23 protein-coding genes and 1 tRNA gene are annotated in these 18,391 nt (G+C 67.3%); 14 read left to right on the top strand and 10 right to left on the bottom strand.

Annotated features, from left to right (window positions below; genetic code table 11):
• Positions 1-18: 18 nt before the first annotated feature.
• Together KL788_RS06385 and KL788_RS06380 are read right to left on the bottom strand one after the other, a co-directional pair.
• Positions 19-339, bottom strand: coding sequence for an FmdB family zinc ribbon protein (locus KL788_RS06385; protein WP_293169561.1), 321 nt, complete (start codon positions 337-339; stop codon positions 19-21).
• Between the two features lie 67 nt (positions 340-406).
• The gene (locus KL788_RS06380; RefSeq protein ID WP_293169559.1) at positions 407-1,006 is read right to left on the bottom strand and encodes a 5-formyltetrahydrofolate cyclo-ligase; all 600 of its coding nucleotides are present in this window, start codon (positions 1,004-1,006) and stop codon (positions 407-409) included.
• Between the two features lie 67 nt (positions 1,007-1,073).
• Between KL788_RS06380 and galU the strand changes: the two genes are divergently transcribed.
• The 5 genes from galU to KL788_RS06355 all read left to right on the top strand — a co-directional run bounded on the left by galU (position 1,074) and on the right by KL788_RS06355 (position 4,533).
• Positions 1,074-1,964 carry a UTP--glucose-1-phosphate uridylyltransferase GalU gene (gene galU, locus KL788_RS06375; protein WP_293169557.1) on the top strand — a complete coding sequence of 297 codons (891 nt, stop codon included), beginning with the start codon at positions 1,074-1,076 and terminating at the stop codon, positions 1,962-1,964.
• A gap of 3 nt (positions 1,965-1,967) precedes the next feature.
• Positions 1,968-2,630, top strand: coding sequence for a GNAT family N-acetyltransferase (locus KL788_RS06370; protein ID WP_293169555.1), 663 nt, complete (start codon positions 1,968-1,970; stop codon positions 2,628-2,630).
• Positions 2,631-2,641: 11 nt separating this feature from the next.
• Entirely contained in the window at positions 2,642-3,478 is an 837-nt protein-coding gene (locus tag KL788_RS06365) for a helix-turn-helix domain-containing protein (RefSeq protein ID WP_293169553.1), read from the top strand.
• A gap of 85 nt (positions 3,479-3,563) precedes the next feature.
• The gene (locus KL788_RS06360; RefSeq protein WP_293169551.1) at positions 3,564-3,965 is read left to right on the top strand and encodes a DUF1761 domain-containing protein; all 402 of its coding nucleotides are present in this window, start codon (positions 3,564-3,566) and stop codon (positions 3,963-3,965) included.
• A gap of 28 nt (positions 3,966-3,993) precedes the next feature.
• Positions 3,994-4,533, top strand: a complete 540-nt coding sequence (locus KL788_RS06355) for a DUF5655 domain-containing protein (RefSeq protein ID WP_293169549.1) — start codon at positions 3,994-3,996, stop codon at positions 4,531-4,533.
• On the opposite strand, the gene KL788_RS06350 is transcribed toward KL788_RS06355, so the two are convergent.
• Positions 4,530-5,231 carry a hypothetical protein gene (locus tag KL788_RS06350; RefSeq protein ID WP_293169547.1) on the bottom strand — a complete coding sequence of 234 codons (702 nt, stop codon included), beginning with the start codon at positions 5,229-5,231 and terminating at the stop codon, positions 4,530-4,532. The genes KL788_RS06355 and KL788_RS06350 overlap by 4 nt on opposite strands.
• A 102-nt stretch (positions 5,232-5,333) precedes the next feature.
• On the opposite strand from KL788_RS06350, the gene KL788_RS06345 reads away from it, so the two are divergent.
• From KL788_RS06345 to KL788_RS06325, 5 genes are all read left to right on the top strand, one after another.
• A complete protein-coding gene (locus tag KL788_RS06345) occupies positions 5,334-6,299 on the top strand; it encodes a hypothetical protein (RefSeq protein WP_293169545.1) in 966 nt (321 codons plus the stop codon).
• Positions 6,300-6,395: 96 nt separating this feature from the next.
• Entirely contained in the window at positions 6,396-7,859 is a 1,464-nt protein-coding gene (locus tag KL788_RS06340; protein ID WP_293169543.1) for an NAD(P)/FAD-dependent oxidoreductase, read from the top strand.
• Positions 7,860-7,894: 35 nt separating this feature from the next.
• Positions 7,895-8,062 carry a hypothetical protein gene (locus KL788_RS06335; RefSeq protein ID WP_293169541.1) on the top strand — a complete coding sequence of 56 codons (168 nt, stop codon included), beginning with the start codon at positions 7,895-7,897 and terminating at the stop codon, positions 8,060-8,062.
• Positions 8,063-8,096: 34 nt separating this feature from the next.
• The gene (locus KL788_RS06330; protein WP_293169539.1) at positions 8,097-8,750 is read left to right on the top strand and encodes a hypothetical protein; all 654 of its coding nucleotides are present in this window, start codon (positions 8,097-8,099) and stop codon (positions 8,748-8,750) included.
• Between the two features lie 19 nt (positions 8,751-8,769).
• Positions 8,770-8,845: transfer RNA gene (locus KL788_RS06325), tRNA-Ala, on the top strand.
• Between the two features lie 65 nt (positions 8,846-8,910).
• Here KL788_RS06325 and KL788_RS06320 read toward each other — a convergent pair.
• The gene (locus KL788_RS06320) at positions 8,911-9,600 is read right to left on the bottom strand and encodes a DUF4386 domain-containing protein (protein ID WP_293169537.1); all 690 of its coding nucleotides are present in this window, start codon (positions 9,598-9,600) and stop codon (positions 8,911-8,913) included.
• A 104-nt stretch (positions 9,601-9,704) separates the two neighbouring features.
• On the opposite strand from KL788_RS06320, the gene KL788_RS06315 reads away from it, so the two are divergent.
• Together KL788_RS06315 and KL788_RS06310 are read left to right on the top strand one after the other, a co-directional pair.
• The gene (locus KL788_RS06315; RefSeq protein WP_293169535.1) at positions 9,705-10,409 is read left to right on the top strand and encodes a TetR/AcrR family transcriptional regulator; all 705 of its coding nucleotides are present in this window, start codon (positions 9,705-9,707) and stop codon (positions 10,407-10,409) included.
• 3 nt (positions 10,410-10,412) lie between these two features.
• Positions 10,413-10,793 (top strand): nitroreductase family deazaflavin-dependent oxidoreductase, encoded by a 381-nt coding sequence (locus KL788_RS06310; protein WP_293169533.1) that lies wholly within the window; start codon positions 10,413-10,415, stop codon positions 10,791-10,793.
• On the opposite strand, the gene KL788_RS06305 is transcribed toward KL788_RS06310, so the two are convergent.
• From KL788_RS06305 to KL788_RS06290, 4 genes are read right to left on the bottom strand one after another with little or no spacing between them, the layout of a single operon-like run.
• Positions 10,744-11,331: a dihydrofolate reductase family protein gene (locus tag KL788_RS06305; RefSeq protein ID WP_293169531.1), complete on the bottom strand. Its 588-nt coding sequence runs from the start codon at positions 11,329-11,331 to the stop codon at positions 10,744-10,746. The two genes, KL788_RS06310 and KL788_RS06305, sit on opposite strands and share 50 nt — an antisense overlap.
• Position 11,332: 1 nt before the next feature.
• Positions 11,333-11,824, bottom strand: coding sequence for an SRPBCC domain-containing protein (locus KL788_RS06300; RefSeq protein WP_293169529.1), 492 nt, complete (start codon positions 11,822-11,824; stop codon positions 11,333-11,335).
• An 8-nt stretch (positions 11,825-11,832) separates the two neighbouring features.
• Entirely contained in the window at positions 11,833-12,480 is a 648-nt protein-coding gene (locus KL788_RS06295) for a dihydrofolate reductase family protein (protein ID WP_293169527.1), read from the bottom strand.
• Positions 12,477-12,821, bottom strand: coding sequence for an ArsR/SmtB family transcription factor (locus KL788_RS06290; protein ID WP_293169525.1), 345 nt, complete (start codon positions 12,819-12,821; stop codon positions 12,477-12,479). The genes KL788_RS06295 and KL788_RS06290 overlap by 4 nt, the downstream gene beginning before the upstream one ends.
• Positions 12,822-12,905: 84 nt before the next feature.
• Here KL788_RS06290 and KL788_RS06285 point away from each other — a divergent pair, with 84 nt between their 5' ends.
• Positions 12,906-13,889, top strand: coding sequence for a squalene cyclase (locus KL788_RS06285; protein ID WP_293169523.1), 984 nt, complete (start codon positions 12,906-12,908; stop codon positions 13,887-13,889).
• Here the strand turns inward: KL788_RS06285 and KL788_RS06280 are convergent, their stop codons facing one another.
• Both KL788_RS06280 and KL788_RS06275 read right to left on the bottom strand, forming a co-directional pair.
• Complete coding sequence (locus KL788_RS06280) at positions 13,890-14,654, bottom strand: MerR family transcriptional regulator (protein ID WP_293169521.1); 765 nt, start codon at positions 14,652-14,654, stop codon at positions 13,890-13,892.
• Entirely contained in the window at positions 14,641-15,885 is a 1,245-nt protein-coding gene (locus KL788_RS06275; protein WP_293169519.1) for an MFS transporter, read from the bottom strand. Before KL788_RS06275 ends, KL788_RS06280 begins: the two co-directional genes overlap by 14 nt.
• A gap of 99 nt (positions 15,886-15,984) precedes the next feature.
• On the opposite strand from KL788_RS06275, the gene KL788_RS06270 reads away from it, so the two are divergent.
• Positions 15,985-18,345, top strand: coding sequence for an excinuclease ABC subunit UvrA (locus KL788_RS06270; protein ID WP_293169517.1), 2,361 nt, complete (start codon positions 15,985-15,987; stop codon positions 18,343-18,345).
• Positions 18,346-18,391 lie beyond the last annotated feature (46 nt).

Raw genomic sequence — 18,391 nt, 5'->3', positions numbered from 1 at the left:
ATGCTAACGGGCCTGTTGCTAGCTGGCGGCGGTGGCCTTCGCAGGGGTGCTCGTGCTCGACGAGGTTTCAGCCTTTTTGGTGGCCGGAGCGCTGCTGGAGTCGGAGCCCTTCGACTCAGACGAGCCCGTACCGCCCTCGCTCTTCTTCGACCCGCCCGCACCCGCGCGGCTGTCGGTGCGGTAGAAACCCGAGCCGTTGAAGGTCACGCCGACCGCCGAGAACACCTTGCGCAGCCGGCCATCGCAGCTCGGGCACACCGTGAGCGAGTCGTCGGTGAAAGCTTGCGAGATGTCGAACGCAGTCGAGCAGTCGGTGCAGCGGTACGAGTACGTGGGCATGGAAGAACCTCCACCCTCCAGAATACGGCGCGGAGGAGCATCCACTGACCGCGCCTACGGACCCCCGCTAGTCAGCGAAGCGGGTGATCGCGCTGGGGGTGACCACGCCGTCGACCGACTGGTCGTGCGGCTCGCGCGGCAGCTCGTCAACCACCTCGTTGTCGAAGACGACGGCGAAGACAGGCGGGCGGCGATCCATCGAGCCGAGTGTCTTGTCGAAGTAGCCGCGCCCCCAGCCCATGCGCATGCCCCCGCGATCGACCGCCGCGGCTGGCACGAGAATCAACCCGACATCATTGATCGCGATCGGGCCGAGCACGTCGGTCGTCGGCACGGGCATGCCGAGCGCGTCGAGCGACTCGTCGAGCTCGCGATCGTAGGTCGCCCACTCGAGCAGCCCGTCGTCGCGCGAGATCGGCAGCAGCACGCGGATTCCATGGTCGGCGGCCCAGTGCAAGAACGGGCGCGTCTGCGGTTCGTCGGGCGTCGCGAGGTAGCACGACAGCGAGCGCGGCCCGAGCGTCGAGGTCAGCGCAATGAGCTGTGTGGTGAGCGATTCGGTGGCCGCATCGCGCTCGTGCTGCGAGCGGATGCGTCGTCGCTCGCGCAGTTCGGCCCGCAGCGCGCGCTTAGCGGCGATGGCGTGTCCGTCGGGCTCGGAAGGCATACCGCCCATGCTAGAGGCGCGCTGTCAAGGCCGCGCCGTGGTTTCGGTGCTTCGTTACGCTGACACCATGACTGCGAGAATCACCAAGGCCGTGATCCCTGCTGCGGGACTCGGAACGCGCTTCCTGCCCGCCACCAAAGCCATGCCCAAAGAGATGTTGCCCGTGGTTGACAAGCCCGCCATCCAGTACGTCGTCGAAGAGGCGGTCGCGTCGGGCCTCACCGACGTGCTCATGATCACCGGTCGCAATAAGACCGCGCTCGAGAATCACTTCGACCGCGTCGGTGAGCTCGAGGCCACGCTTGAGCGCAAGGGCGACACTGCGAAGCTCGCCAAGGTCGAGTACTCGACCGACCTCGCCGACATGCACTACGTGCGCCAGGGCGACCCCCTCGGTCTCGGCCACGCGGTGCTGCGTGCCCATATGCACGTTGGCCGTCAGCCGTTCGCCGTGCTGCTCGGTGACGACATCATCGACCCGCGCGACCCGCTGCTCGATCGCATGATCGACGTGCACGAGCAGAAGAACACGAGCGTCATCGCCCTGCTCGAGGTCGACCCTGCACAGGCGCACCTGTACGGCATCGCCACGATCGAAGAGACTGACGACCCCGACGTGGTGCGCGTGCTCGACCTCGTCGAGAAGCCCGAGCCGGGCACGGCGCCGTCGAACCTGGCGATCATCGGCCGCTATGTGCTTAAGCCCGAGATCTTCGACGTTCTCGAGCGCACCTCTCCCGGCAAGGGCGGCGAGATTCAATTGACGGATGCTCTTCTCGAGCTCGCCGGAAACGCTGAAGCCGGTGGCGTCTACGGTGTGGTGTTCCGCGGCCGCCGGTATGACACGGGCGACCGTCTCGACTACATCAAGGCGATCGTGCAGCTCGCCGTCGAGCGCGACGACCTCGGGCCCGAATTGCGCCCGTGGCTGAGAGAATTCAGCGCCCGCTTAGACTGAGGCGTGGCATCGATCATCCCCACGCTGCGCGATGGCGCGACGGTGCTGCGTCCGATTCGAGTTCGCGATGCTCGCGAGCTTGAGCGTGAACTGCTCGCGAGCCGCGCCTGGTTGCGGCCGTGGGAGGCCACCAGCCCGTCGGCCCCGATGAACTGGGACACGAAGGGCAGCATCCGCTCGCTGCTCGCCGGGGCACGCGCCGGCACCGGTCTGCCCTTCGTCATCGAGACCGACGGCCGACTGGCCGGTCAGCTCAACGTGAGCGGCATGACGTATGGCTCGCTCGCCTCGGCGACGATCGGTTACTGGGTCGGGGCAGGCTTCGCGGGCCGTGGGCTCACGCCCGCCGCGGTCGCGCTCGCGACCGACCACGTGTTCTTCACGACCGGTCTGCACCGCATGGAGATCTGCATCCGGCCCGAGAACACCCCCTCGCTGCGCGTCGTTGAAAAGCTGGGCTTTCGCTACGAGGGGTTGCGCCGCCGCTACATCCACATCAACGGCGACTGGCGCGACCACTTCTGCTTCGGCCTCACCGTCGAAGAGGTGCCCCAGGGCGTGCTGCAGCGCTGGAAGTCGGGCCGAGTCGACCCGACCGCAGCCGAGGTGCCCGAGGTCGACCGCATCGCCGCCCGGCACAGCATCCCATTGCCGCCTCCCCGCTGATGCAACCGACGATGGTCGGGCATCCTGTGCCCACGGTGCTCGAAGACGTCGTGACGGCGCTCTGGTTTCTCGAGGGCGCGGGGCTGCGGCGCTTCGAGAAAGTTTTGCCGAACCCTCGCCCGCACCTGATCGTCAATCTGTCTGGTCCGTATCGACAGCTGCAGCGCGGCGGACGAGAGACGGGGATCGAACTCACGGGGCCTTTTCTTGCGGGAGTGCAGACCGAGTACCTGATCAATGAGAATCCGGAGCGGTTGCGGATGCTCGTCGCAGAATTCTCGGCAGACGGCATCGGCGCACTCGCTGAACTCCCTGTCGGCTCGCTCGTCGACGCCGTCGTACCTGGCGAGATCGTCCTGCCGGGCGTGACCAGCGTGGTCGAGCTGGCCCATGACGGCGCCGACGCGGAAGCACTGCTAGGCGCTCTCGCCGAGCTGCTCGAGCGACGCTTCCGCCCGAAGGCGATCGACCCGCTCGTGAGGGCCGCGCGAACTGCATTCGAGGCAGATCCGGCACGCGAAGTGGCACACGTAGCGCACGAGCTTGGTCTGACCAGCCGTGCGCTCTCGGGGCGGTTCACCCGTCGGTGCGGACTCGGACCCAAGCGATTCGCCGACGTCGCACGGTTCTCGGCGCTACTGGCGAGCCTGAGTGTCCGCGATCCGCTGCCGCCCTGGTCGGAGCTCGTCGCGGAGCACGGATACTACGACCAGTCGCACGGCATCCACGCCTTCACGCGCTTCGCAGGTACGAGCCCTCAGCGCTTCGTTGAAGGCCTGCGCGAGCACGGCCTCGAGTTCGCCAGCTTCGTCCCCCTCGACGATGTGCCGGTAGCGCGAGAGCGGTAACTTTCTCCAATTCGGGACATCTGGCCGGCACCTACAGTCTTCTCGCGGAAGCCGCAGGGCGCGGCTCCAGCGAAAGGAGCTACGCATGACGGACATCGCTATCAACCCCATTGCGGTCGGCCTCGCAGCGCTCGCGATGTTCGTGCTCGGCGGCCTGTGGTTCGGACTGCTGGTGGCCAAGCCGTGGCAGAGACTCACTGAACTGAGCGACGAGCAGCTGAAGTCGGGATCATTGCGTGTGTTCGGCGGGTCGGCCATCCTCTCCGTCGTGATCGCGCTCAGCCTCTCAGCCTTCATCGGCACCTTGGGCGCCATCGGCGGACTGCTCGCCGGCTTCGTGGCAGGGCTGACCTTCGCCGCCGCACCCCTCGTTGTGGTCGGGCTCTTCGAGCGGCGACGCGGCATGCTACTTGTGATCGATGCCGTCTACCTCGTCTTCGTCTTCGCCATCATGGGACTTATCATCGGCGCAGTGCAGGCCGCGTGATCGAGCGATCGGAGACGTGGAGGCTGATATGGACGACGCAACGAAAAAGCTCATTGAGTCGCTGCCAGAGAAGACCGGCAGGTCGCTTGAGCAGTGGTCAAGCATCCTCGACCGGACGGGGCTCGAGAAGCACGGGCAGTTGCTCGCCCACCTCAAGTCAGCGCACGGCGTGACACATGGCTTCGCCAACTCGATCGCCTTGCTGCATCGGGAGCGTGGAATCGAGCGCACCGACGACGACCTGGTCGATGGGCAGTACGCGGGCGCAAAGGCGGGGCTACGGCCGCTGCACGATCGGCTCGTCGAGATCGCACTGTCGCTCGGCGGCGATGTCGAGATCGCCCCCAAGCGCACCTCGGTCTCGTTGCGCCGCCGCAAGCAGTTTGCTCTCATCGAACCAGCGAGCGCTCAGCGCATCGCCCTGGGCCTCAATCTCGGAGACGCTCCGGCGAGCGAGCGCCTCCTTGCCGTGAAGGGCATGTGTACGCACCGGGTCGATGTGCGCACGCTCGACGACATCGACGATGAGCTCGTCAACTGGCTGCGGGGCGCCTACGAGCTCGGCTAGAGCGAGACGAACGGAATCGACACCGTCAGTGCGAGACCGCCAGCAAAGATGGCGGTGCTCACGCCGATGAGCGCGTACTGCGCACGACGGCTCTTGAGCACGGCCGCGACACCGAGCAAGAACAGCGACACGGCGAAGAGCACGGTGTTGAGCGTGAGCCGGTCGCCGTAGGTGTTCGCCTCGTCACCGTTCAGCGTGGCCTCGGCGGCTTCGTCGTTGAGCACGTTCCAGGTGCCGAACAGGCTCTCGAGGTAGGCGTCGTCGTTCTGCGGGGGAGTGTAGAAGTCGGGGTCGGCCTCGTTCTCGGCGTCGGCCCACGCGATGGCCGCAGCGAGCTCGTCTGACACAGAGACGAAGCTCAGCAGCTCGTGCTTCTCGCTGGCGAGCTGCGCGATGACGGGGTCAGTCGCCGATATCTCAACCTCGAGCTCGAGAAGGCGGGCGAGCGTCGCGGAGTCTTGCACGTACTGCTGGTTGCCTTCGAGGTAAGCCGACTCGGCTTCGGCGGTGAGGCGAGTCGACTGCGCGTAGAACGAGTCCATCTTCGAGCCGTAGAGCGCGGCTTGGAACGAAGCGTAGGCCGTCACGACCGACACGATGCCGAGCATGATGACGATCATGAGCTCGACGTTGCCGAACAGGCTCGAGATACGGCGCGGTTCGGTGGTGACGGTCTCGGGGGCGGGGCTCGACGACACGGGTCTCCTCGGCATGGCGATAGGGGGGCGAACACGCCGCGGGTCTGCAGACACTCCGCTGGCCTCCGGTGACGACCGGCTCTCGAATCGTACCGTTACGACATGCTCGAGACCGGCGGTGGCACAGCGATCCTCATCGCTCTCGCGGCCGCGCTCTGGCTGCTCTATCTCGTGCCCATGTGGCGCCGTCGCGCAGAGTACCTCGCGACCGAGCGCAACGCCGTGCGACTGCAGCAGACCCTGCGCATCATGGCGCAGACCGCCGAGGTTCCCGCCGAAGTGCGCGCCGAGCTGACGGCCCGCGATGTCGCGGCGCAACAGCGCACTCTGGCCGCGCGACAGCGTGAAGAACTGGCGATCGCGCGTGCCCGCGAGGCTGCGGCGCAGCGGGCGTTGCGGGCGCGGCTCTCTGAGTCGGCGCCCGGCCTCATGGCCGAAGTGGATGCTGCACGTCTCGGTCAGCGTCGTTTGCGACGCTCGCGTGCCGTCACCTCGTTGCTGACCCTGCTCTCGATCGTCGGCATCGTCGTGGCGCTCGTCTCGGGCGCGTGGGCCTGGGCGGGCTTCGCTGCGTTCGTCGCCATCAGCGGCGTGACGCTGCTCAGCGGACTCGCTCGCGCACAGCGTCGTCGCACCGCCCCCGTCGCTGGCGTCGCCGCCTCGCAGTTCGTCGACCTCGCGCCGCCCGTGCGCCGTGCGCCTCCGGCCGTGCGTCGCGAGTGGACACCTGTGCCTCTGCCGAAGCCGAGCTACCTCAGTGCGCCGGTCGTGCCGGCCGGGGCTGCCGCTCCTGCGCTCGACCACGCGGCGGCGCTCGCTGCGGCTGCCGCCGAAGCCGAGCGGGCGCAGCGCGTTGCGGCCGCAGCATCCGACGCCGCCGCAGCCACGATTGCTGCCCGCGCGACTTCCACAACTTCGGAGTGGGCTTCCACAACTTCGGAGGGGGAGTCGCGCGAGGTCGAGCGCCCTGCCGCGAGCCGCTTCGACCGCATGGGCCTCGTCGACCAGTTGCCGACCCGCCCGCCCGACCTCGATGAGGTGCTGCGCCGCCGGCGCGCGGCCAGCTGATCGGGCAAGTCAGGACCTAAGCCCCTGATACCCCTCGGGGTATCAGGAATAGCGTGGCCTCGCCGGCGAAGCCGCCGGGGAATCGAGGCACTTCTCATGGCCACCGTCGTCGTTCTCGGAGCCGGAGTCTCCGGCCACACCGCCGCTCTCACTCTGCGCCGCAAGCTCGGCCGCGACCACCGCGTCGTCGTAGTCTCGCCCAACTCGAAGTGGAACTGGATTCCCTCGAACATCTGGGTCGGGGTCGACCGTATGCCGAGCAAGCGCGTCGTCTTTCCGCTCGCTCCCGTCTACAAGCGCAAGGGCGTCGACTTTAGGCAGGCGAAGGCCGTCGCGATCCGCCCGGAGGGAGACGACGTCAGCGCCCAGGGCGCGGTCGACATCGTCTACACCCAGGAGGGCCGTGAAGGCCAGACCGAGCGCGTGCGCTACGACTACCTCATCAACGCCACCGGCCCGCAGTTGAACTTCGAAGCCACCCCCGGGCTCGGCCCCGACATGGGTCACACGGTCTCGGTCTGCACTCCCGCTCACGCCGAGCACGCTGCGCACGAACTGGCCGCCGTGATCGCGAAGCTCAAGGCCGGCGAGCGCCAGACTCTCGTCATCGGTGTCGGTCATGGCACGTGCACCTGCGAGGGCGCGGCGTTCGAGTACGCCTTCAATGTCGAGCACGAGCTGCGTCGCGCCGGAGTGCGCGACCTCGCCGATGTCGTCTACCTCACCAACGAGGTCGAGTTGGGCGACTTCGGAGTCGGAGGCATGGTCTTCGACAAGAAAGGTCAGCGAATGACGAGCGAAGAGTGGATGCTCTCGCTCTTCCGCGAGCGCGGCGTCAAGGCCATCACCGAGGCGGCCGTCGACTCGATCGAACCGGGATTCATCCGGTACCGCCAGCTCGACGGCGAGATGGCCGAGCTGCCCTACGACTTCGCGATGCTGCTGCCGCCGTTCAAGGGCGTGCACCTTGAAGCGTACGATCGGCGCGGAGAGAGCATCCGCGAAGCCCTGTTCGCACCGAGCGGTTTCATGAAAGTCGACGCCGACTACTCGCAGAAGCCCTTCGCCGAGTGGAGCGGCGATGACTGGCCGCGCACGTATCAGGTGCCGGGCCACCCGAACGTCTTCGCCATCGGCATAGCTTTCGCTCCGCCGCACCAGATCACTGAGCCGCGCTACACGCCGCAGGGCATCGCGATCGCGCCGGCCCCGCCCCGCACGGGCATGCCCTCGGGAGCCATGGGTAAAGCGGTCGCGCTGAGCATCGTCGACATGATCACGGCAGGCGACACCGTCGCGACGCACACGGCCTCGATGGCCGATCTGCCCGCGGCGTGCATCGCATCGATGGGCGTCAGCTACACGAACGGATCCGCCGCGGCGATGACGATGACACCGATCGTGCCCGATGTGAAGCGACACCCCGAGGGGGCCGGGCGCGAGCTAGGCGCCACCACGGGCGAAGTCGGGCTCGCGGCGCACTGGGTCAAGCGGCTGCTGCACAGCGCCTTCCTCTACAAGGCCAAGGCGTACCCGTTCTGGTACCTCATTCCGGAATGACGACGTCGCCGACGACCGCTCGACAGGAGCCCATCATGGCCACACCACTGAGCACTCCGCTCACGACGCAGCAGCGCATCGACGCGGCACCGCTACCGTCCGAGCGCGAACTGCGCCGACGACGCAACCCGTTTCTGCAGTTGTGGCCGTTCTTGCGGCTCAACGTGTCGATGTTCATGCTCGCCCGGCGGCAACACGACTGAGACTGCGGGTCGCCGGTCTGCCATGCTGGTCGGCGTGCGACCGCCTCTGTGCGACGTCTGCGGTGCTGACGTCGACCCCGCCGACTCGGCGTCGCTCGTGTCGTGCGTGCGCGCGGCCGACGCGCGTGAGTCGGGCGACCTGCCAGGGCATCCCGCTCACCAGCTGTGGCTGTGCGAGGCGCACCGCGACGAGGGTGCGGCGCTCGGCTTGAGCCGCACGGCCGCTCAGGTGGTCGCGGCGCTGCGCGAGCATCCCGAACCGGAATCTGGCGGTAGAGACGAACCGGCGCTGTCTCTGCACGATGCCGTCGCAGTGCTTCGCCGTTCGCTCGACCGGTTGGCCGGCGAGCACGGTGTCGCCGACGTCGAGCGCGAGCGCTCGGAGGCGCGCGAGTGGACTCCGATGGATCACGTCGAGCCGCCCTGGTGCCCCTACATCGACCGACGGCGGTTACGCGTCGCGCGCGACGGCGTCGAACTCGAGCTGGCCGAAGAGTATGCGCACTGGAACGACGACGAGCTCGCGCGGGCCTCGGCGACCCTGAGTCTGCGGGCACCAGCAGGCGCATTCTCGCTGTCGGCGCACACGCAGGGCTCGGGTGACGAGCAACGCGTGCGTGAGGTGATCGTGACGGGGGATGCTCCGCCGTGGCTGCTCGACGCGTTCAAGGCGCCCCACCCGCGGTGATATGGTGGTGACGCTCTACGGGCCTGTGGCGCAGTTGGTAGCGCGCCTCGTTCGCATCGAGGAGGTCAGGGGTTCGAATCCCCTCAGGTCCACCATTCCACCGTCACGAAACGGGCCGTCCGGCGCGTGTGTCGGGCGGCCCGTTTCTGTGTGATGGCCCTCAGGCAGACACCGTTTCTCGAGGGCGAGCCGCCGCAAGCGCGGGCACTCCGCGGATCAGTAGCGAGAGCATGATCGAGAACTCGCCGACGGTGGCAGGAATCACGAGCAGGTCGGCGACGGTGGTCGACTCGGGAGCCAGCGTCACGAGCACGATGCTCGCGATGTAGCCGATGCCGCCGACGATGAGCACCCAGCCGATCCAGCGCCAGGCGAAGCCCGACTGGAGTACAAGCAGTCCCATCGGGATCAGCCAGGCTCCGAAGAAGACGACGCCCGCGGCCCAGAAGCCCTCAGAGAGAACGATGAGCAGGCTGACCTGCACTGCCGCGTCGCCCGTGCCGCTCTCGGCGAGCTGGATGGCGGTGCTGAGCGAGGCGGCGCTGCCCAGAATCGCGACCGCGTTCATGAGACCCAGGGTCGCGAGCGCACCGGCGGCGAAGGCGTTCACCCCGCGGAAGAGCTTGAAGAACCACAGGGCGGTCAGCACCTGCGTCACGACGATGCCGAGTTCGAGCAGCAGGCCGACGCGCGCAAGGGGCAGATTGCCGGCAAGTGCCTCGAGCACGGCGGCGCTGTCGCCAGTGACGAAGACCTGCGGCCGGATGAGCAGAAAGCCGAGCATCCCGGTGAGGGCCAAGCCGAGATAGAACGCGCCGGTGAGGCGGGCGGTGCGGGAGAGGGGGTGCATGAGTGCTCCGATCGGTGAGGGGTGCCCGTGACTCGCGCACCTTATGGTGTAAGGTAGCCATACATCGTAAGGTGGCGCAAGATGGAGGGGGTCGAGAGGATGCCGTGGCGACTGCAGAACGGAAGCCGGTCACGCGCGATCGGGTGCTCGAAGCAGCGATGTCGATCGCTGACGCTGAAGGGCTGCCGGCCGTGAGCATGCGCCGCGTGGCGACAGAGCTGCAGGTGGAGGCGATGTCGCTGTACCACCACGTCGCGAACAAAGACGCCCTGCTCGACGGACTAGTCGAGCGCGTCGTGACCGAGGCACTCGAGGAGTCGTCGGCGGCCGCCGAACGCGCGAACTCGGCGCAAGACGATTGGCGAGCGGATGTTCGTACCCGCAGCCTCGCCGCCCGTCGCGTGATGCTGCGACACCCCTGGGCGCCCGCTCTCATCACGTCGCGCAGCACGATTCCGTTGGCGGTGCAGTCGATGTTCGAGGCGGTGCTCGCCGCGATGATCCGCGGTGGAGTCTCCTATCGCACGGCGCACCGCGGGTTGCACGCGCTCAGCAGCATGGTGCTCGGCTTCGCGCAAGAGCCCTTCAGCTCATCGGAGGGCGACCCGAGCATGGAGGGCGTCGAGATGACCGATGATCTCGTAGCGCAATTTGCCGAGCAGTTTCCGTACACCTCGGCCATGGTCGCCGCCGAACTGCATGCCGACAGCGACCCGACGCTGGGATGGTGCGACTCGCAGACAGAGTTCGAGTTCACGCTCGGCCTGCTGCTCGACGGCCTGGATCGGGCCGCGAAGACAGGAGAGTGACCGATGCCGATGCCGCGATGGTGGGCGCGCATGAACAAGTACACGTTCAACCCGCGCGAGCTGAAGAAAGGCGTGAGGCCCGCGATCATTCACCTCGGGCGCGTCTCGGGTCGCGAGTATCAGACGCCGCTCGACGCGTTCCGGGTCGACGGCGGGTACCTCTTCGTGCCCGTCTACGGCGTGCAGTCGGACTGGGTGCGCAACGTGCTGGCGGCCGGTTCAGCCCGGCTGCGGGTCGATGGCGGCGAGGTGACGCTCACGAAGCCGCGCCTCATCGACTCAGCCGCGGCCTTCGCGTTGCTGCCGGAGGGCACCGAGCGACCGCCGAAGTGGCTCAAGCTCGAGCAGTACCTGCTGACCGACCTGGAGTCGTCTTGTAGCTGAGCTGCACCATGCCGTTGTCGAAGCGCTTCTCGCGCGTGAGGGTCAGGTCGACGTGCACACCGTCGGGCAGCGCTCGCATGCCGCCCCCCACGATGACGGGGCAGATGAGCAACTCGACGACGTCGATGAGCCTGAGACGAAACGCCTCGGCCGCCAGAGTGGGCCCCTCGATCGTCACGTCGCCCTCTGCCTCGTCGAGTGCGCGTGCGATCGCCTCACGAGTGAGCTCAGGCTCGAGGCGCGTGCGAGTCGTCGTCACCGCCGTCAGCGTGCGCGAGAACACGACTTTGTCGGCTCGCTTCCACAGTTCGGCGAAGTTCGCCGACTCTGGCGAACCCTCGGCCCAGCTCGGGTCGGTCTCCCAGCCCGCCATCGTCTCGTACATGCGGCGCCCGTAGAGGAAGGTGCTGACCGACTCGGCGTCGTCAATGAGCGAGGCGACGACAGGCTCGTCGGGGAACGCCCAGTCGAAGCCGCCACCGGCATCGGTGTTGTAGCCGTCGAGCGAGGAGGCGACCGAGTAGATCAGGCGCGACATCTCAGTGCTCACTCGCGAGGAAGGACCGCAGCGACTCCAGCAGCTCGATCGTGCCGGCTTCGCGCTGCTCTCCGGTGTCGAAACCATCGAGGTGGATGCCGTGCTCAGCATGAGTGAGGCGCGTGCCGCCCGGCACAACCTCGAACTCGTAGCTCGCCACCGAGGTCGAGATGTGCGTGCCGTCGATCCACATGTTGTAGGTCGTGACGATGCGCTCGTGCTCAACAATGCTCGTGTACACGGCTTCGTAGCGCGAGTGCGGGCCGTCGTGAAAGGTGCCTTCGGCGACGTCGCACCCGCCGATTCGAAAGTCGAAGCGCCACTCGCCGATCGCCCACGAGTCGTCTTCGCCGAACCACCGTTTCTTGAGCGACTCGATGGCGAAGGCATTCCAGACGTCGGCGATGGGGGAGGGGTACTCGCGCGTCAGGGTGAACCCGGCGTGGGCGAGGCTGCGCTCGCGGGGTACTGCCGTCAGAGGTGCATCGGTCATGGGTGTGCTCACTCTCTCGTGAAGGTGACGTGAGTGACGCCGCTCGGTGCTGCGACAGAGCTCACGTGGTAGCCGCGCTCGAACGCGCGGAGGTCATCCCACAATCGAATGCCACGTCCGAGCAGAATCGGCGTGATCGCGACATGCAGTTCGTCGACCAGGCCCGCCGTGAGAAACGGGATCAGGCTCGTCGGTCCGCCTCCGATGCGCACATCGGCGCCGGCAGCGGCCTCGGTGGCCATCGCGAGGGCCTCTGTCGGCGAGGCGCTGATGAAGTGGAACGTTGTGCCGCCCCGCATCTCGAGCGGCGGCTGTTCGCGATGCGTGAGCACGAAGACGGGGTAGCCGAACGGCGGGGTGTCGCCCCACCAGCCGTGCCAGTCGGAGTCGTCGGGGTGGGCGTGAAGTCCGAACTTGCCCGCCCCCATGATCTCGGCACCGATGCCCTCGAAGTACTGCTGCGCGAAGTCGTCGTCGACGCCCGTGGTGCCCGCACCGGTCGTGTCGCCGAACACCCGTTCGCGAAAGGTCTTCGTGGCGGCATAGTGCTCGGTGAGTCGACCCCAGTCATCGCCGAATGGGTTCTCGGGGGTCTGATCGGTCGTCGTGGCGAAGCCATCGAGCGAGATCATGAGATCGGCGCGAACGCGGGTCATGGTGCCTCCTTCGTGAGGGCAGATCGGGCGAGGTGCACGCCGAGCCGGTCGGCCTGGCGTTCGGCGGGGGTGCGTTGCTCGCCGAGCCAGAGGTGCAGAGCGTCGAAAGCGCCGGGGCGCAAGCTCGCTGTGCGCACGCGGCCGACCTTCTGTGTGGTGATGATGCCGGCGGCCTCGAGTACGCCGAGGTGCTGCAGAAACGAGGGCAGTGCCATGTCGAAAGGTTCGGCCAGTTCGGTGACGGTGCCCGGAGCCCTCGCGAGCCGCTCGACCAGTGCCCGACGCGTCGGGTCGGCGAGGGCGCGGAGCACCGACGCGACATCGTCCGAATAGTTAGGCACAGACCTTAGTATTATCGCGAGCCACTCACCTGTCAAGGGCGTATGGCCATCGCTCACGACGGAGCACAGGTCTACGCTCGCCGCATGACGATCGAACCGCGCGTGCTGCAGTGGATGCTCGACACCGACCCGGCCTTGCGCTGGCAGGTCGAGCGCGACCTGCTCGATGAGCCCGAGGCCGTGTGGCAGGCGACTCGCGCCCGGGTGGAGACCGAGGGCATGGGCGCCGAGCTGCTCTCGCACCAAGACCCCGACGGCCAGTGGGCGGGCGGCGCTTACTTTCCGGCTGACTTCGACTGGAACGGCGAGGAAGCGAAGCACGGCCAGCCGTGGACGGCCACGACGTGGAGCCTCAACACCCTGCGCGAGTGGGGCCTCGATGCCGCGGCGCTCGCCGGCACTGCCGACAAGCTCGCCGCGAACTCACGCTGGGAGTACGACGACCTGCCCTACTGGGGCGGTGAGGTCGACGCCTGCATCAACGGCTTCACCCTCGCCAACGGCGCGTGGCTCGGCGCCGATGTCGAGGGCATCGCGACGTGGTTCGCCGAGCACACAATGCCCGACGGCGGCTGGAACTGCGAGTGGGTCGAGGGCTCGACGCGCTCGAGCTTCCACTCGACGCTCAACTCGCTCAAGGGCATCCTCGACTGGGAAGAACGCACGGGCGACACCCGCCTTCGTGAAGTGCGTCACGCGGCCGAGGAGTACCTGCTCAGTCGACGGATGCTCTACCGAGCCTCGACCGGCGAGCACGTCGGCCCGTGGGTCGAGTCGTTCGGCTACCCGTTCCGCCACGTCTACACGGCACTCAACGCGCTCGACTACCTGAGACGAGCGTCACTGCTCGAGGGCACGCCGCCCGACGAGCGAGCATCCGACGCCATCGGGATCATTCGCGACGCCCAGCAGCCCGACGGGCAGCCTTTTCCAGGAACGTGGATGCAGCAGCGGCACTACGAGGGCCGCGAGTGGTTTCCCCTCGACGTGCCCGTCGGCGAGCCCTCCCCGTGGCTAACGTTTTTCGCGTTACGCGTGCTGCGCTGGTGGGATGAAGCGTCGTTCTGATCAGCCCTCGTCGTGGCCGTAGGCGGTCAGGCCCTGCTCGATGAGGATGAGGGCTTGCTGCTGCGCGGCGTTGAGCATGTCGTCGGCGTGGTCGGTGAGTAGCGCTGTCGCCTTGGTCAGGTCGAGGTCGGCGATCTCGAGTCGCAGGTCACGCACGAGTGGTCCGAACGAGGTCACCAGCTCTTCGACTAACGCAGCGATCTCGTCGTCTGACGCGTCGGGCTGCAGCGCGGCGAACCGCTCGGTGAACGCCTTCGAGGCGTCGGCGATCGAGGGGTCAGTGAACCGCGCGTAGAGGGCTGTGATCGCCTTGGCACCGCCGGGACCCGCCAAGTGGCTCAGCAGGATGGTCTGTTCGCGATCGAATCGGGCGATCTCGCTCGTCGACGCGCTGGCCGCCAGAAGCGCCGCGTACGGGGCGAGTTCACTCGGCAGATCGGGGGCGGCGTTCCACCGTCGAAGCTCGGCGATCGTCGCGCGCCGCGCTTCGAGCCGCTCAATCTGCGCGGCGACCTCGCGGTCGAGTTCGTCGAGCATGGCGCTCGCGTCGTCGCCGGGGGCGTCGAGAATCTCGGCGAGACCCTGCAGCGGCAGGCCGAGGCTCGCGAGTCGGGAGATGCGCAGGATGCGCACGAGGTGGTGAACGTCGTACTCGCGGTAGCCGTTGACCGAGCGAGGTGGTTCGTCGAGGATGCCGAGCTGGTGGTAGTGCCGCAGTGCGCGCACGGTGACTCCCGCCAGCGTTGCGAGTTCACTGCTGCGCATCGGGGTCGACCTCTCCGGGGTTGCTCGGTTCCGCATCCAGCGTACGGAGCGATCGTGAGGCCAGCCCCACGATCAGAGCGACGATCCACAGTGACGCGATGGCGGCGGCCGCGAGTTCGAGCGATGCGTACTCGACGAGCAGAGCGGCAGCCATGATGCCCGCGGGCGCCGAGAGAGTCATGATGGCGTTTTGCGAGCTCAGAACTCGCCCGCGCACCAGTTCGGGAATGCGCTCGATCAGCAGCACGCCCAGCACACTGTTCAGAACACCGCTCGCAGCACCGACCACCACCGCCCCGCTGAAGACGACGGCGGGCGATGGCAGCCAGGCGATGAGGGCGAAGCCCACCGTCGTGCCGACGAGTCCTGTCGCGAACCAGAGACGCCGCGAGACTCGAGCGCCGAGGGCCGCAAAGACGCCAGCGCCGACGAGCATGCCGGCCGCCAACGCGGTGAGCACGAAGCCGAGCAACCCGGGCTGCTCGATGACGGTGAAATAGACCGGAAGCACGAGGGCCTGCAGCGCCGCGAGAACAGTGATGGCGAGGAGGGTGATGATCGTGACAGCGACGAGAAATCGGCTGCTCGCGAGCGCGTGCCAGCCGGTGCGCAACTGCTGCCAGCTCGACCCGGCGGGCGTAACAGGCTCGTTGTCGCCGATGCGACCGACGCGGTGGGGGATGAGCAGTGTGATGAGGGCGGCCGCGAACGACGTGCCCGCGGTGATCCAGAGCACTGCCGACCCGTCGAGCGCGGTGATGAGCACGCCAGCGAGCGCGGGCCCGATGAGCATGGCCACGGCGCCGAGCGCCTCGCGCAGCCCGATGAGGCGCTCTGCCGAGACGCCGCTGTGCCGAACCACCGCGGGCAACAGCGTCTCTCGGGCGGTCATGCCGGGTACATCACCGAGAGAGCCGATGATGCCGAAGAGCACGAACCAGCCGATGCTGAGCCCACTGACTATGTCGACGATCGGCAGTGCGGCGATCGCCCCCGCAGAGATCAGGTCGGTGACGACGGACGACGTGCGGCGGTTGATGCGGTCGATGACGACACCCATGACGAGGCCGGTCATGACGGCGGGAAGAGCTGTCGCTGCGGCCACCACTCCGGCGCCGAGCGCGCTGCCGGTGGTCAGCAACACGATCAGCGGCAACGCGACCGCGGCGATCGAGTTGCCGAGCAACGAGAGAAAATACGACGAGAGGTAGGCGATCGGAGTGAGGCGCATGACCTCATCCAAAACTATGACGTTGCGTCGGGGTCAAGCCTCGCGGCGAGATGATCACCCAGGTCGTCGCGAGTCGGTGATGCACACCAGAATGAGCGCATGACCACCACGCCGCACCCCGCCGACACCCACGACATCATCCGCGTCGAGGGGGCGAACGAGAACAACCTCAAGAACGTGAGCGTCGACCTGCCGAAGCGTCGGCTGACAGTGTTCACGGGCGTCTCGGGCTCCGGCAAGTCGAGTCTCGTGTTCGGCACGATCGCCGCCGAGTCGCAGCGCATGATCAACGAGACCTACAGCTCGTTCGTGCAGGGCTTCATGCCGACCCTTGCGCGCCCCGAGGTCGACAGCCTCGACGGCCTCACGACGGCGATCATCGTCGATCAAGAGCGCATGGGCGCCAACTCGCGCTCGACCGTCGGCACGGCCACTGACGCCAACGCGATGCTGCGCATCCTGTTCTCTCGGCTCGGTCAGCCCTACGTCGGCTCACCAAATGCCTTCTCGTTCAACATTCCGTCCAGCCAGACGAGCGGCACGCGCACGAGCAGCACCGGCACGACGACCGTTATCGAGAACGAGATCTACCTCGGCGGCATGTGCCCTCGGTGCGAGGGCATGGGGCGCGTCAACGATATCGACCTCACGCAGCTCTTCGACGAGTCGAAGTCGCTACTCGACGGCGCGCTGACGATTCCCGGCTACACGGTCGACGGCTGGATGGTGCGCATCTTCACCGCTTCGGGCTTTTTCGACCCGGCCAAGCCGATTCGAGACTTTACTGACGCCGAGCGCAACGACTTTCTCTACAAAGACCCCGTCAAGGTGAAGATCGACAACATCAACATGACCTACGAGGGCCTCGTGCCCAAGATTCAGAAATCGATGCTGTCGAAAGACGTGGATGCGCTGCAACCGCACATCCGCGCCTTCGTCGAGCGCGCGGTCACGTTCACGCTGTGCCCCGAGTGCGGCGGCACGCGGCTCAACGCGGGCGCGCGATCGTCGACGATTGCTGGGATCAGCATCGCTGACGCCTGCGCCATGCAGATCAGCGACCTCGCCGAGTGGGCCGCCTCGCTCGACGAGCCCTTCGTCGCGCCGCTGCTCGCGAACCTGCGGCGCCTGCTCGACTCGTTTGTGAACATCGGCCTCGGGTACCTCTCGCTCGATCGGCCCTCGGGCACGCTCTCGGGGGGCGAGGCGCAGCGCACCAAGATGATCCGGCACCTCGGGTCGTCGCTGACCGATGTCACCTACGTCTTCGACGAACCGACGGTCGGCCTGCACCCGCACGACATCCAGCGCATGAACGAGCTGCTGCTGCGCCTGCGCGACAAGGGAAACACGGTGCTCGTCGTCGAGCACAAGCCCGAGACGATCGTCATCGCCGACCACGTCGTCGACCTTGGCCCCGGTGCCGGAACCGCCGGCGGCGAGATCGTCTTCGAAGGCACCATCGAGGGGCTGCGGGCAAGCGGCACTCTCACGGGCAAGCACCTCGATGACCGCGCGCAGCTGAAGAGCTCGGTGCGAGCATCCACCGCCGTCCTCGAGGTGCGCGGCGCGAACTCGCACAACCTGCAGAATGTCGACGTCGACATCCCGCTCGGAGTGCTCGTCGTCGTGACCGGCGTCGCGGGTTCGGGCAAGAGCTCACTCATCCACGGGTCGGTCGCCACGCGCGACGGTGTCGTCTCGATCGACCAGGGCGCCATCCGCGGTTCGCGGCGCAGCAACCCCGCCACCTACACAGGGCTCCTCGACCCCATTCGCACCGCCTTCGCCAAGGCCAACGGCGTCAAGCCCGCGCTGTTCAGCGCTAACTCTGAAGGCGCATGCCCGACCTGCAACGGAAACGGTCTGATCTTCACCGACCTCGGACCCATGGCCACCGTGTCGACCGTGTGTGAAGAGTGCGAGGGTCGGCGCTTTCAAGCGAGCGTGCTCGAGTACACGCTGGGCGGCAGGAACATTAGCGAGGTGCTCACCATGCCCGTCTCGGAGGCCGAGCAGTTCTTCGCCTCCGGCGATGCGAAGCTGCCGGCCGCGCACGCCATTCTCGACCGATTGGTGGATGTCGGGCTCGGCTACCTGAAGCTCGGCCAGCCGCTCACGACGCTGTCGGGCGGCGAGCGGCAGCGCCTCAAGCTCGCGACCCAGATGGCCGACAAGGGGTCGATCTACGTTCTCGATGAGCCGACGACGGGTCTGCACCTCGCCGACGTCGAGAACCTGCTCGGGCTGCTCGACCGGCTCGTCGACAGCGGCAAGTCGGTGATCGTCATCGAGCACCACCAGGCCGTCATGGCGCACGCCGACTGGATCATCGACCTCGGCCCGGGCGCCGGCCACGACGGCGGCCGCATCGTGTTCGAGGGCACGCCCGCCGACCTCGTTGCGGCGACGTCGACCCTGACGGGCGAGCACCTCGCCGACTACGTCGGCGCTTCGTAAAACATGGGCCCCGGTCACGCACACGGGGTGAGCGACGATCGAGAGA

Origin of the sequence: Microcella sp. (genome assembly GCF_019739195.1) — a bacterium.
Taxonomy (GTDB): domain Bacteria; phylum Actinomycetota; class Actinomycetes; order Actinomycetales; family Microbacteriaceae; genus Microcella.
The sequence above is the reverse complement of the archived record's forward strand: the minus strand, read 5'-3'. Positions and strand labels throughout refer to the sequence as shown.